Below are 15,279 nucleotides of genomic sequence, written 5' to 3' on the forward strand. Positions count from 1 at the left end.
GGCGCGTTTCCCTCGCGCCGTCAGACCGAGGACGTCAGGATGGCAAATACAAGAGGATATGAAGTTGTCGTCGAAGCCTCGGAAGAGGTCCTGCGAAAGGTCATTCGGGGGGCGTGGAAGTCTGCGGAATGCGACGATGATCCCGGCGATGAAGGCCGTATTCCGGAATTCATGGATGTTCCCGCAGGTGAAACCTTTGGCGGGTTTGTCGTAGCTGACGGGTCGGTTCAGATTCCCGAAGACCAGTTGGACGCCAGCTTGCGCCCGGACATCACCGGTGCCGAAATTCAACTTGGTGTCCTGATTCAGATCGAAATCGAAAACCCCCCGGTTCCCTCCGCGCAAATGCTGACGATGACGGCCGATCTTGCTGCGGCTGCGCCGATCGGCCTAATTCCCGGGCGTCAGGATGTGGGATGGCTGTTGGATGGCCTGCCTCGCAATCAGGTGTCCGCCACGCTGACCAGCGGCGATCCGATTGCGTCCAATATCGAATTGTTCGCAAGTGAATTCGTGGACAAAGCCTATGAGAACGGTGGCCCCGGCGGACCGATCGATCCGGCCTTTCCCTCCATCCCCCATGTCATCGATGAGACCGAGTTGCAATTTGCCTTGGGAGCGTTGACGACAGATGTCCATGCAGAAATCTTCAACGACGCTTCGGACGCGGTGCACGATATTGAAACCACCGTGTCTGGCGGTGACATAACAATTTCGCTGCCGGTCTATCTGCGCATGTTCAACATTGTCGTTGGGCCGACCGTACAGCTTTTTTTCAATCCGCAGGATCCCATGGGGATCGAAACGCGGATCAACATCACGGCACCTTTCAGTCGGGTCGGTTCGGAATTCCGCACGGATTTGAACGCGGCCATCGTTACGGTGGACGCGATCACCCCCGCCGGTCCGGAATATGGGCCAGAGGGTGACAATTACATCGACAACCGTGATCAACTGGCGGCGATCCCGTTGGTCGCGATTGACCTCGACGCCCAGATTTCCAGCGAACTGGTGTCGCGGGGGCAGGAATTGGCCAGTGGGCTGGGCGAGATTTCAATTGCGGCCCCGACAGTGGCCGAGATCGAAGAATTCATCGGCGACTTTTTTCATCAGGATCTCGAGGCCCGCGATTTTGTTTACATCTGGGGACCAGAGGCAACGGACGAAGAGTTTGAAGTCGACAGCATCACCGTCGGCGTGACGAACGAGTTTCTGGCGATCGCCTTGAACGATGACGGCGGCGGTGACGTAGGCGGGCTTGCCAATTTCATTCCTGCTGACAGGGATTTTGCAATTGCCATCAGCGCGGCCCAGGTCGAAGCATCGATTGAAACGGCGCGCATCGAAGCCGAGTTGTCGGATGACGACCTACCAAAGACCTTTACACCTGACGGGCGCGAAGTCCGGCTGACCGATCTGGACGTGAGCCTCAGGGCGGGGGCGATCAGAATATCAGGCAAAGTGACGGTCGTAGACGCGATCCTGGGCAGCATTGATGTGGATGCCGACTTTTTCAACGATGTCGGATTGCGCTGGCAGCCTAACGGTTCGCTGGGTCCAACCGGTGGACAGCAAATGGATCACTTTGAAATCGACAGCGATGTCGATCCTGAAGAATCCGTGCTGCTTTGGGTGCTGACGGCAATCGCCGCGATATTGTCGTTCGGTGCTTTCGGAATTCTGGGCGCATTGGTCGTTGTGATCGTGGCCCTTGTCGTCCGCGGAATTGCCGAAAGCATGGGCAGTGAAATCCTGTCAGATGAAGTTACGAATACGGTCACGGGTATCACCGGCTGGCCGGAGAACCTTGCCAGGATCGGGCGGGTCGAAGCGGTATTCTCGGACCCGATCGTGATTGATACCGACGGTCTTGAAATCGCCGGAGATTTCACTGTCATAAGCAGTTGCGAAGCCACGGATGTCGTCCCGGCGGATTCGGGCGGGGCACGGTCGGGTGCGGCCGCATCGGCCATGTCGCTTGCGGCTGCAAATGAACATCCTGACGCGGGTTACGAGTGGTTGCCGGGTGACGGAACACCGGTCGCGATCTTGTCCTCGATTCAGCATGTCTATGCTGCAAGCGGTGTCTACACCGCAAAACATGCGCTGACGATCAACCAGCCGGGCGGCGCGCGCAGTCGCAGCTTCTCGCTTGTTACCGTCGAAAACGTGCCGCCGACAGTGGATGCCGGCCCTGATCTGACGGTGCAGGAGGGCGAAGAGGTCACTCTGGTCGCACGGTTCCGAGATGTCGAATACCCCGACACCCACGAATCCATGTGGTATTTCGGTGATCACCACGCGCCCAAACCCGGCGTGATTTCTGAAACCAATACCCCTCCTGAGGCGACAGGCACGTCGACCGTGACCCATGCCTGGTGCGACAATGGCGAATACACCGTCACGGTGCGTATTCGCGATGTCAACGGCGGCGAGGCCATCGACACCTTGCATGTCACCGTTACCAATGTTCCGCCCGAGGTCGAAGCTGGCCCGGATCTTTATGCGTATGTCTGCACACCGATCACGCTTGTCGCCGATTTCAGGGATCCGGGCTGGTGCGACACGCATACAGCCAAGTGGGATTTCGGCGATTGCAGCGAACCCCGCACCGCCCTGATCGAGGAAACGAACGAACCGCCAGCAGCCGAAGGCACGGCGACCGCCTCACATATCTATGAAAAATGTGGTGACTTCCGGGCCTTCTGTACCGTCATGGATGACGATGGCGCCTTTGGTCAGGATGACCTGACCGTCCGGGTCGTGCATTTGCTGAACCCCGGTTTCGAAGATGGTTTCCGTTCGCTTCCAGCGGGCAATGTCGGTCGGTTCTGGACACCCTATGCGTGGCTGACCGACTTGGCAGCCTTTCACGCCGGAAAGGGAAATCCCGTTCCGCAATTGGCCCCGATCCCTGCCGATGCCTTTGACTGCGAAGGTTGCATCGTCCGAACCGGTGACAGGTCCCAAAGGGTCATCGCGCAACGCGGCCTTCGTGTCGGGCTTTGGCAATCGCTCGGTTCGAACCCGGGGTGGGACTATGAGTTCTCATGTTGGTTCACAACAGAAGCCCGCGGTGCAGGCGGCTATGCTCTGGGTTTGGATCCGCGCGGTGGTGATGATCCGCGGGCGCCCTGGGTGGAATGGTGGACCGGCGATCTGAACGGTGCCTGGCGGCAATTGCGGGGCCGCGTGACGGCGGAAGCCGAAGCCGTGACGGTATTTCTGGAGTTCAGCGGAGATGATCCGCGCAACGATGCGCTTGGGTACATTGATGATTGTGCTTTCATCGCGATTCAGCCGCATTGCCCGGACCAGCCGAAGCCCGATCCGGAAATACCCCCGCGTGAACGTTGCGTTGATTTTCGCGGCCAGAAACTGCCTTCCCGCCATCCGCTACTGAACGTCGGTGGTGTGCGGTTCCTGCCGACCAAGGGCAGCCTTCTTCAGATCATTGGCGGGTTCCAGCCACAAGGCACACCCAAACTGTTGCTTTCCATCGCCGGTGTCTTTGCCCATTTGCCGGTTGTCGCTGACTGGGCCCGCCTCAAGCTGAGCTATGCTGGCGGTAAGCCCATAACGGTCATCGCACTTGATGCGGCGGGCAATGTCCTGACGACCCGGACAGGAACGCAGCAGCAGGGTGTACAGGTTATCGAGATTCAGGCAAGCGGCATGGTGACCCTTGCCATGCGTGCGCAGGAAGCCGCGTTGATCGAACTGTGTTTCCGGCCGGAACACCCGCGCAGCACGCCCTCGGCAGAGCCTGAACCGGGGCCCGGCGTTGTCGTGAATCCGCGCTTCGACCGTGCCGTCGCACCAGCCATGTTCAGTGCAGGGACGACCACGGAGGACAGAACTTTGACCGAAACCAACAGCCCCCATCCGTTCGGCCTGTCCGAGGCGGCTTGGGGCAAGCTGGACACTCAACTGCAATCGGATTTGGCGAAGGCTGTAAAAGACGGCGATGATGGGAACTCGGTGCAGGTCATATTGCGCTTGACGCCAGACACCGAAGGCAATGCGCCCTCTTTCCGGCGCGCCGAAACGAAGGCACGCGAAGATTATTTCCGCCGACGCACACGGCCCCTGGTCGGTACTCTGGAAAACCTGGGCGGTGTCGGGATTTCCGAACTTTGGCTAATCGACAGTGTTGCGGTTGAACTTTCGCACGGGGCCATCGCGACAATGGCCAACGATCCTTCCGTGGTGATGATCACCCATTCCACCAAACGTCAGGCCATTCCTGAAAACCCCATAAGACCATGATCTAAAGGAGCACGAAATGTCCGAGTTAAGCCGGGAACACGTTGATCGCTTCGAAAGAGCGGAACGTCGTGAAATCGAGAAGCTTCGTGCCGAGTTCGGCAGCGAGTCCATCTCGAAGATGGACAGCATTATCTTGCGCGACCTCTTGGCCAACCGAAAAGAGGCGCGCCTAAACGCCCTGCTTGGCCAAACGGAAACCGCCCAGCTTCCCCGGCATCGCGTGCTGGTCTCGCTGCGCAGCGGCAGGGCATCGCCCGATCGCCCGCCCCGTGCGTTCGACCGGCGCCAGCGCCGCCGTTCGATCATGCAACACCGACGCCATGGTGAAGATGTGGTGGGCAAAATCGCCAAAAGCTTTGAAGAGCGGGGGATTGAGGTCGAACGGTCGTTTTGGCTGACCCACAGTCTGGTTGTTCTGGCCGATGACCAGCGCCTTACGGATATCGCAGGGCGCGCCGATGTCCTGAAGATGGTTCACTGCAAAAACCAGATCCTGATCGACCTGGATAACAGCCGTCCGCTGATCAATGCCGATGTCGTGGAAGCCAGCGGGATCAACGGAGGCGAGGTGGATGTTGCCGTTCTGGATACGGGCGTGGACCAGACACATCCTGAACTTGCCGGGAATTTCGGCACGCAACAGGATTTTACCGGCGAGGGGTTGGGCGACCTGAACGGTCACGGTACGCATTGCGCGGGCGTTGTTGCCAGTAACGGCGCGACGTTCCGTGGTGTCGCCACGGGGGCGGTCATCCACGACTATAAGCTGCTGGATCAGTTTGGCAGCGGGAACGCTCCAAACTGCGTTTCGGCAATCCAACAGGCCGTGGCGGACGGGATGGATGTTCTTTCCAATTCCTGGGGCTTTTCCCACAGAAACGGCAATTGGGTCGATCCGGACGGAACATGCGTTTTATGTGTCGCCGCTGACGCGGCTTCGACCGCCGGGGTGACCTTTGTGGTGGCCGCGGGCAACGAGGGCAATGACAGTTGCGGCACCTATGACACGCGCATTCGCTGTCCGGGTATTGCGCAGAGTGTGATCACCGTCGGCGCAAGCGATGACAGCGACAACATGGCCGGTTTCTCCAGCCCCGGACCAACGCCGGATGGACGCGACAAACCGGATGTCACCGCCCCCGGCGTGGATATCGTGGCATCGCGATCGGCGACCGGCAATGACATGAATGGCGGCGCGACCGTGATAGATCCGCTTCATCTCGAGGCCAGCGGCACCTCGATGGCCTGCCCTCATGTCGCAGGGGTCGCGGCACTGATGTTGCAGCGAAACCCGACGCTGCTGCCGGCTGACATCAAGGCAGTTCTCATGGCCACGGCCGTCGATATTGGCGCACCGACCACGCAGCAGGGCGCCGGGCGTGTGGATGCTCGGGCAGCGGTAGGCTCGGTCTGATTTGGAAATTCTGGAACGGAGGATACGAACGTGGCAGACTATGAACAGCGGATGCAGCCGGAAGAGGGTGCAAAGGCAGTCGAAAAACTGGCCGAAGATGCTTTGGCGGGTTTCAAGGCGGACGCCAAGAAGGAATATGCTGAACTGGTCAAGCAGTACGAGGGCGCCAGTGCAACGGTTGGTGTTTTCGGTATGGGGTCGGTCGAAGTTTCGGTGATGAGCGGTGAAGTTCACATCAACCCGAGCCAAAAGCGCAAAGGGAAGGGCCGGGGCGTCGGCGCGATTTCACCGGAAGCACTTGTGGCCATTTCCGAAGGCAGGATGACCGTAATGGACGCTTTCCACCGTGGCGAGATTGTTGTTCGCGCCGAGTCCGCAGCATTGCACGAGGGCTACGACAGTTTCATCAGGAACTCCGAAGCGGCGCTCAGGTCGAAGCGTTTGCAGAAGACGCTGGCGCAGTTCCGCAAGATTGCGGATGTCTGACTGGTTGCAAGACGAACAGGTCCGGGCCACGATACCCCAAGTTGAAGCATCCATATTGGATGCTGTCGCCTCGGACCAGCCGGGTTTCGAAGAGATAGCCCACTGGCTTATCGGCGCTGGCGGGAAACGGTTGCGGCCAATTCTTCTGCTGCTTACCGCGCGAAACCTCACCGACACAGAAGGCCGCAAGCGCGCAATTCAGGCGGCGGCGGCTGTCGAAATGATCCATGTGGCGTCGCTCTATCATGACGACGTCATGGACCGGGCCGAACTTCGACGTGGAGCGGAAAGCGTGAACCGTCGCTGGTCTTCGCCCATCGCAAGCTTCGCCGGAACATTCATTCTGGCCCGTGCAATAAACCTGTTGGTTTCCATCAGCCCCAAAGCCTCTGAGCTGGCTGGCAAACACTGTTCCGCGCTGTGTCTTGGGCAGCTGCGCGAAGCAGAAAACGCCTACAACGCCGATTGGACCATTGAAGAGCATCTTGAAATGCTCGAGGGCAAGACGGCCGAGCTGTTTGTTCTCGCCGCATCGCTGGGGGCGCTGTTGGCTGACGTAAGTGATCAGGATCGAGACGCACTGATCACCTATTCAAAGTGCCTCGGCCTGGCGTTTCAACTGCGCGACGATGTTCTGGATTACATTGCAAGCAGCGCCGAGCTTGGAAAAGGGTCCGCCTCTGATCTGCGCGAAGGGGCCTATACGATGCCGGTGCTCCTGTGCCTGGGTCAGAACAGTCAGGCCGCCGATGAATTGCGGGCCAGGTTGAGGCTGGCTGAAATGCAGGATTCGGATATTTCGCGTGCTGTAGAGATCATTCGAAATTCGGGCGCGGTTGAAGCTACTAAAAAGCTGGCGCGGGACAAATCCGAGGCAGCCGTACAGGTCATCTTGGGGCTGGACGATCATGTGCTGCGCGACTCGCTGGCAAACCTCGCCCGGCTCTCTGTGGAAAGGAGGGCCTGACATGGACGGTTTCGGCCCTCTTGCCGAGGATCTGCCGCTTGCGACACCTGCGGAGGCCGCTGCCGAAACATGGGACGCCATCATTGTCGGTGCGGGCCCCGGCGGCAGCGCTGCCGCCATTGAACTGGCGCGGAGAGGTCGAAAGGTCATTCTGATCGACCGTGAGGATTTCCCTCGGGACAAAAGCTGTGGAGACGGAATCACCCGGTCCGGTATCTCTCAGCTGAAACGCCTCGGCATTCTGTCCGCGCTTGCCGATCAACAGGAGGTCGAAGGTGTGCGCGTCCATATGCGCAACAGGGGCCACCGGGATTTTCGATACGAGGGCGAAGATGACTATGGGCTGGTTGTACCCCGTTTGATACTGGATGACTGTCTTTTGCGTCAGGCCCGCGCGGAAGGTGCGGCTTTCTTGCCGAAATGCCGCGCCGACGATCTGGTTACGGATGAAAGCGGGGCTGTCACAGGTGTCACCGCTCGGATGCAGGATGGCACGACAGTGGTTCTGACCGGGTACATGGTCATCGCCGCAGACGGGGCCGCGTCTCGATTGGCGAAAGCGGCGGGATTGCGGGAAGCACCGGAACAAGGCTATGGCACCGCGCTTCGCGGCTATGCCGACGGCTGCGGAGATACTCCGCCACTGCTCGAAATAATGCTGCCATTGACTGATGTTACGGACCGGTACTTGTTGCCGTCTTATGGCTGGGCGTTCCCAACGGGGAAGGGAACTGCAAATGTCGGTGTCGGGCTGTTTTGCAGGGCGTTCGATACCAATGTCAGGACATTGTTCGATCAATTTCTGGACGTGCTCCGCAAGGATTATCCGGAATATTCGGGCATTCAGTTGTCCGGCACGACCTTGGGCGCACCGCTGAGGTTCGATTTCGCACCGGAACGCGCCGCCCATTCAGGTCTGTTGCTGGTAGGGGACGCCGCCGGTCTTATCAGCCCGTTTACGGGGGAAGGAATCAGCTTTGCGCTGGAATCCGGTGCGCTTGCGGCGCAAACCACTGATCGATGTCTCCGCACCGGGGCAGGCCCCTGGGTGGCGGCGGAAGATTATGCGCTTTTGCTGGGGGATCGCTTTGCCGGGTACTTCACGCTCGGGAACCGCGCAAGCCGCCGATACGAGTTCATCTGGCGCGTGTTGGACGATACGTTTGAAAGCGAAAAACCGGTCCACAACATGCTGCGCCGCGCCGTTTTGGTGCCTGAAGGCACTGGCGGTGATGTGGAAAGCGCCATGCTGGACGACGTGTCGCCCCTTGTGCGCGTGCCCGAGATGCCGCTTGGGGACGACCTGCGCGATGTGGGCGCGCGCCTCAATAATATCGTGCGCACCGATTGGCCGTTTCTGACGCGCATGTCCTTCGCGGGCAAGCGGGCTGACATGGTTGCGTTTCGACCTTCGCTGTTGCTTTTGCTGACGTCCTATCTGGGTGATGTTGAGGCCAAAAGACGTCGTGCCGCGGCCACGGCGCTGGAGCTTGCGTATCTGGGGTTTCTTGCCCAAAGCGGCATTCGAGGGATCGAGGCCGCGGCCGCAACATCCGACGCCAAGGCCAACTGGGGCGACAAGCTTGGGATACTCACAGGTGATTACCTTTTGGCGAAGGCGCATGAAGTCGGCGCACGGGACTGCCCGGATCTGGTGCCATCAATCCTGAGTGTCATGGCCTCGGCCTGTGAAGGCCGAGTGTCCGAGCTTCGGACCGCATGGCAACCGGATCTGGCGGTCGAAAAGCGTATCGCGCAGATGCGGCAATGCATGGCTGCATTTTTCCGATTGCCTTGCGAACTCGGTGCGATGCTTGCCGAACAAAACGATCTGTCAGATGCCCTTCGCGACTATGGCGAGAATCTTGGCCTGGCTTACCTGCTGACCGAGGATGAACTGGCCCTGGACCGCCCCCCGGGCAGCACCCCATTTGCGTCAGATCTTTCCAGCGGCCTGTTCAGCGTACCTGTTCTCGAGGCGGCGCGGGGGCAAACAGGGGGCGCGGCAGCCCGTGCTTTCCTCAGTCACCGCGACCCCGAGCGGTTTTTGGCAGAGCTTTCCCCGGCCACGCGCCATATCAAGAGGCAGCAATTGCCTGAAGAATACCGCGATCAGGCAATAGCGGCGCTAAGCCCAGTGCCACGGGGCGGCGTGGCAAAATCGCTTTCGGCGCTTGCAGGCTACGCGGTAAGTCGACAGGTCCCAAAACGCCAGGTGCTTTGAAGGTGTGATCCAGGTTCCGAGGTGTCCCGCTGCCAGCCAAAAGCGCAACGATCCGTGTTATCTTGACCCGTGCGCCGGGTGAATCATTCAGGGGCAGGGGGTATGTGTGGACAGCCCATGTTTCGGAAGGACGGTTCGGGTTCCAATCCGCTGCCATGAGCGGGCCACCTAGTACGACTTCCACCCGTGGTTCAATTTGGTTCGATAATGCCGACACAGCGCCTCGTGGATGACCGCCTCTTCCGCGGTGGTTCCCCAGTGGAGGATCCGGTTGATGGACATATGAGCGAGGCTTCCCAGAACGTCGGCCAAACTGCTTCCCAACCGGCCATCCTGTTCCTCTCGCTGTAGGCGTCCGAGATCCGGATGAAGTTTGGCCGCACGCGCGTTCCAGCGCGATGGCCGCGAATGAATGCCCTTGCCCACACCGAGTTCACTCAGAACAACGCATGCACTTTTCCATTCCTTTCCAATGGCACGACGCGCAATCCGGCGCGACGCCGTGCCGCCGCCGTAGTATTGCGAACAGCGCTCGGCGATCGCCAGCCGAACACCTGTGGGCAGTTCCAAATCTTCGAACAGGGTGTCGATACTGGCGGCTGACGCCATCCATCGTCTGGATCGGCCGATCTTCGGATCGTTAAGCACATCAAGCGCAGTGATCGAGTCGGCGCCGAATATCCTTTCGCAGGCGCCAAGCCCCAGTTCTCCGCCGTAGCGCGCCGTTTCAGGCAGGTACTCATCAACAAGAAACCTGTCTACCAATCCACCGGCCGTTTTCTGCAAGTGGACAAGCACCCGGTTCCTCAGAACTCTGTCAGGGTCGTTCGAAAACTTGATGCGGAGGCGCAGTTCAAGTTCCGGGTCTGCATATCTTACGAAGAACCAATTCTCGATCAGAGTGCGTTTCTGCCACAGCGTTAACCTGTTCGATTGCAGTATCAGGAACTGTTCCAGCTTCATGGCATCCCCGAAAAGCCGCAGAAACAACCATGATCCGGCCTCATCAGTGCCGTGCCCCAGCGGTTGCCAAGCGGCCGGGTTGGCATCGAATTCGACATAGGGCGTTTCGGCTGGCTTTGCAGGGGCATAAACCAGTTCAGAGGCCAATCGACCATGCGGCGAGTCGATCCACCAATCCTTGGGCGTTGGAAGGTACTCGCAGATCGAAAGCGGCCCTTTTTTCAACGTCTTTATCAGGTTGGCAGTGGAAAAGGGGTTGTCCAGATCCCATGGCGTGGCCATGTCACTGGCCTCATCCGTGGGGGCCACATATCGCGGCAATTCCAGTTTTTCTCGGTTGGCTTCCAGCCAGAATTCCGCTTTGCCTGATCTGACCACCTCTGTCGGGATACAAAGCCGCCACCTTTGCGGTGCAAGGACCACATTTCCAGCACAGACCCTGGGCAGCCGGTTCCGATTGCTTTGCGATTGCCACGACCAGATCACCGTCGGTTGCCGCATGTGCGTGGCGATGTCGATGAGCAGAAGATAGACAGCCGGAGCCCCGGGGGGGCTTTGGTGGGCAGCATGCAACTGTGGAATGACCTCGACGCCTTGGCTGCCCCAGAACAGCCGGAACCGACTGCCATCGTGACGAAGCCACAGATCGTGAAGCGGAATCCGCCGTTCGGACGGCAACCCGCTGTCGCCGAGGATCTCGATGACATACCGGGAAAGGCTGGCGCGTCTGAGGATGTTTGATGACCGGGGGTCCGTGGCGCACAGGATGTCTGCTTCGACAATTGTCGAATCCTCTTCACGCGTGGGGCTGTGTTGCATCAACGCGTCTGCGATAAACTGATTTCGCCTTGAGAAACGGCCGAAAATCGCCTTGGGCCCGCCCGGAAAAATTCCTTCGGGATAGGCCGTCCAGACGGGTTTGTGCCCGGCACTGCGTCCTGCCTTGCTCAGAAGAACGCCATCCCGGATGGCGAAAGGCGCCTGATCCGTGTTGCGGGCATGCAGGATCTCGATATCCTGCGCGGATAGCTGCCACTCGCGCGCCCCCCAATCGGGTTCCAGCGGAAATTCCCGAAGGTTTTGCCTGGGGGCATCACTTGACGACCCCGTGCCTGTAACGAAATCCATACGCAGCGGCATGCCGAGATATGCAAGCCCGCTTTCGGCATCCACGGCCTGACCCAGCAACACGGCGCGGTCACCGTAACGGTCAAGGAAACGCCGTTCAAATTCCAGAAAACGGTTTGGCTTTGGCACGCGAAAGCCGATCTTTTCCAAAATGTTCCATGCGTCGGTCAGTGCTTGCACCGCGCGCATAGGTGTTTCCAACGTGCCGACGCAATGGGCATCGACATGCAGAAAATCACCTCTCCAACCCGGGGCGAAAGAGTCCGCTGTTCGCCCAAGTTGCTTTAATGCGTTCATCGAAGGGTTTTCACGCGCGGCATCAAGATCATGCCCGAGTGCCGCCAAGCCTCTCTTTTGTGGGGCGGTCATATCTCTTTCCAGCCGCTTCAGCGTTCTGGCGGTTGCGTCATGCCCCAGAAGTATTGGGTCTTTCTGTCGTATCAGAACCTCGGACCGACAGAGATCCGAGATCGTCACGGCAGATTTGAGAGGGCGGTCTTTGAGGGCCGTTTCCAGATCGGAAATCGGGGCGGAATCGACATCAAAGATGAACTCTGCCAGATCGGAATCCGCCGCTGCAATGATCTGTTCGTGGTTCCAGGGCCCGTCGAGATCACCATTGGTTATCCAGTGCAAAACGTCCTGTTCCCACCATACCGATGGGTTGCATCGCACCCTCGTGCTTTGCGTCTCGGCAAGGCCGGCGGCAATATGAGACAAAAACCCACAATCCAGATCCATATCCAGATGGTGATCTGCCACGGTGACGATGTCCTTGCCTGCAACAGGTATTGCCGTACCCACCGCTGCGAACGCACCGAACGGCGTTGGGCGGAAACACGTTCTGTAAACAAACCGAAACAATGTGCCGAGGACTGCGGGGGAGAGGTCTTCGCCTTTCTCGATTTCCTGCATGACCTTCGAAAAGAAACCGGGTCGTGCAATGAACAACGACAAGGCAAAGGACGGATCGCGAATTAAATCTGATGCACGCTTTTCCAGATCCTTCTTTCGGGTGCTTTTCGTGTCTCCGCCAAGATCGTGCTGCGGTGAACGCGTACAAACACGAATTCCGAGGAAAGGATGAGAGCTGCGCGGTTCTGGTTGGGACGGACAATGCACATTCTGTTCAACATCCAGCCCCATGAACTTCAGATATCCGAGGTAATCCGCGTCCTTTAGCGCAAGCAGTGCCAACAAAACGCCGCTCGACCCGGTCAGAAGATCCGTCGATTGAAACGTCTTCCAGCCTGCGCCGATCGCGGGAAGCCCGTTCGGGCTCAATTCCCGTTCAACGAGGGACAAAAGCCGTTCGGCGTGCTTTTTGATCAGGGGGTCGACGTCTGCTTTGGGATAAAGCGATCGAATGGCAAGGGCCATCACCACAATTCCGGCATCGCCATGGCATAGCCCGCCATCATTGATACCTGTCTTACGAATAGGTCTGTTGACGCAGGATACCAGAACCCGCGATGCGACATCGCGTATTTCGTCTTCCATCCCCACCAGCCCCGCCGCCGCGAGCGCGGTGTATATGATGCCAAGGTCGCCATAACACCACGCAAGACGCGACGGCACCTCCCAGGCATGACTGAGCGCTGACATGCAGGGAAAGCAGGATGACAGGCCACTGTCTGAAAACGCGCCCCGGTGCGAAAGGAGAAACAGGACCGCGTCTTTGAGGTCTTCGATGTGTCGCGGCGTAAACGCGTGCCGCCGACCCAGGCGAGCCAGAGCCAGAACGGCGCCGGGAGAACCGTGTGCCAGCCCCATGTTGACAAGGTACCGTGTTGTTTTCTCGGGGCCGGTCTCGTCTTCCGGTGAGGAAAAAGGTTCCGTCCACGCAAGCCCCCGTTCTGTGCGTGCCGAGTGCCTCCAAAGCTCCTCGGCCAAACGCAGGCACAGCGACTTTCCCCCAAGACGGGCCGTTCGGGATTTCGGTTCGCACAGGAATACGGACATACCCGCAAGACCGGACACGTGATCGAAATGCCCCATCCAGGGGGCTTCGAGAAGGCGTTGCGCGACCGAACGCAGGGCACGGTCAAGCGCCAGTTGCGCTTCGGGATCGTTTGGATTGGCGTCCAAAGCATGACAGGCCAGCAACCCAAGACCGGCGCGGCCATCGAACAGTGAAACAGGGGCTCCTCTCTGGTCTCGGTCCCGAGCCCAGATGGTCGCAAGGCGACGTGACGCGGCGGATCGCACGCGATCATCTTTCAGAAACTTGTCTGCCGCCAGCAATGCCAGCGCCTCTCCGGCGACGGCGCTTCCCAGTCCGATCGCATCAGTTCTGATCGGGGCCGCAGCAATCGACCCTGCAATGGACTGTATTGCCGCATCAATCCGCGTTGTCGAAATAGACATGGAACAAAACAATTTTCCCCGCCAAACGGGATTTGTCATTCAGCAGGCGTTTGGATGGCACCCTTTGCTGCTGGCACGGATGCTGCACCAATTCTTGCAGCAATTCTTGGCCCAGCTGAACGTGCGGCGTGTCGGAGCGCCAACGCTGCCGGCGTCAACGAAGCCGAAGGCAGGACCGGTGGACGTAGGATTGAAGCCAGAAGAGTGATCCCCCGGCTCGCCCAGGGATTCGATGGATGTCAAAAGCGCGTCCACGCGATGTTCGACGGTTTCCAGCCTGTCTTCCGGGCCTGGTTCCATGACGCGCATCAACTGGTCGAGGCGCTGCTCGATCGCGGTCAGCCTGTCATCGACAGACCGGCATTCCGGATCTGTCTTTTCGCTTTCGGTGTAATCGTGTTCTTTGCGATTGTCGTTTTCGTCAGCACTCATTTCTCTCTCCGGAATCTGAGGTGGTCGAATAGTCGACTTGGGACCGCCTGTGGAAAAATGTGTCGTTCAAATATCAACTCCGATGGAATCGGAGCGTCTTTGTGATGAGAGATTTCAATAATAGACGAAAAGAACCATTTTGTCATGAAGCCGTCAGAATAGCGCGCAGATATCTTGATGATATCGCCCGAGATACATGAGCCGGTTTCAGACAGGCGAACCGGCGCGGTCCGCCTTGCCGACAGTTCTGTACGTCAGCCGTTGTCCGCTTCTTTCAGCCCCTCGATCTGCAAATCGAACCCGGCCTGAATATGGGCGGTGAAAGTTTCCAGCGCCTCTGTCACGTCCCCGGTTTCAATCGCGTCGACAAGCGCCTGATGATCACCCAGAGACTTTGAGATATCGACATTTTCGATGGCGGAAAACAGGTGAAAGGCCATGGCCTTGCCCCAGATCATGTCGAACATGTCCAGCAGGAACTTGTTTCCCGCCTCAACCATGAAGGCGCGGTGTATGCGTCGGTTCGCGATGAAATAATCTCGGGTCGTAGGGTTGCTCAGGTTTTCTTCACGACGAATCAGCTCGCGCAAACCCTCCAGAACCGTGGGGTCTGCGTGGGCTGCAAGAATCCGGGCGGCCTGACCTTCGATTGCGGCGCGGGCCTGATACAGCTGCCGGACTTCGGCTTGATCCATGCGGGCCAGCCGGAAACCACCGCTTGCGGCGACTTCCAGAACCCCTTCGGTTTCCAGCCGCATCAGGGCTTCGCGAACCGGGGTGCGGCTGATATTCAGTTCCGCTGCCAGCTTTTCCTGGACCAATCGATCTTCGGCAGAGATTTCGCGGCTCATTATGGCTTCGACCAACTGATCATAAACCTCGTCCGCCAGCCGTCTGCGCTGTGTTTTAATCTGTTTCAGAGCCACTCGGAGCCTCTCTTTCCGTGTTTTGTGAATTCTGTATTCAAAAAAGCATCTGGTGCCAAGGCGAATGGGCTTGCTATTGCTCGTGTACTGTATACAGTATACA

8 protein-coding genes are annotated in these 15,279 nt (G+C 58.7%); 5 read left to right on the forward strand and 3 right to left on the reverse strand.

What is annotated here, in order from left to right:
* The first annotated feature begins 39 nt into the window (after positions 1-39).
* The 5 genes from AC2FNN_RS04430 to AC2FNN_RS04450 are packed head-to-tail and all read left to right on the forward strand — an operon-like array spanning position 40 to position 9,360.
* Entirely contained in the window at positions 40-4,269 is a 4,230-nt protein-coding gene (locus tag AC2FNN_RS04430; protein WP_496756872.1) for a PKD domain-containing protein, read from the forward strand.
* A gap of 16 nt (positions 4,270-4,285) precedes the next feature.
* Complete coding sequence (locus tag AC2FNN_RS04435; RefSeq protein ID WP_496756874.1) at positions 4,286-5,683, forward strand: S8 family peptidase; 1,398 nt, start codon at positions 4,286-4,288, stop codon at positions 5,681-5,683.
* 30 nt (positions 5,684-5,713) lie between these two features.
* The gene (locus AC2FNN_RS04440; RefSeq protein ID WP_171633556.1) at positions 5,714-6,169 is read left to right on the forward strand and encodes a hypothetical protein; all 456 of its coding nucleotides are present in this window, start codon (positions 5,714-5,716) and stop codon (positions 6,167-6,169) included.
* Entirely contained in the window at positions 6,162-7,136 is a 975-nt protein-coding gene (locus AC2FNN_RS04445) for a polyprenyl synthetase family protein (RefSeq protein ID WP_496756875.1), read from the forward strand. The genes AC2FNN_RS04440 and AC2FNN_RS04445 overlap by 8 nt, the downstream gene beginning before the upstream one ends.
* A 1-nt stretch (position 7,137) precedes the next feature.
* Complete coding sequence (locus tag AC2FNN_RS04450; protein WP_496756877.1) at positions 7,138-9,360, forward strand: geranylgeranyl reductase family protein; 2,223 nt, start codon at positions 7,138-7,140, stop codon at positions 9,358-9,360.
* 168 nt (positions 9,361-9,528) lie between these two features.
* Here the strand turns inward: AC2FNN_RS04450 and AC2FNN_RS04455 are convergent, their stop codons facing one another.
* The 3 genes from AC2FNN_RS04455 to AC2FNN_RS04465 form a co-directional block, all read right to left on the reverse strand.
* Positions 9,529-13,818, reverse strand: a complete 4,290-nt coding sequence (locus AC2FNN_RS04455; protein ID WP_496756879.1) for a thiopeptide-type bacteriocin biosynthesis protein — start codon at positions 13,816-13,818, stop codon at positions 9,529-9,531.
* 39 nt (positions 13,819-13,857) lie between these two features.
* Positions 13,858-14,250 carry a hypothetical protein gene (locus tag AC2FNN_RS04460; RefSeq protein ID WP_496756880.1) on the reverse strand — a complete coding sequence of 131 codons (393 nt, stop codon included), beginning with the start codon at positions 14,248-14,250 and terminating at the stop codon, positions 13,858-13,860.
* Between the two features lie 254 nt (positions 14,251-14,504).
* Positions 14,505-15,176, reverse strand: coding sequence for a GntR family transcriptional regulator (locus AC2FNN_RS04465; protein ID WP_496756882.1), 672 nt, complete (start codon positions 15,174-15,176; stop codon positions 14,505-14,507).
* Positions 15,177-15,279 lie beyond the last annotated feature (103 nt).

It is taken from the genome of Ruegeria sp. BHSA118, from assembly GCF_059613405.1.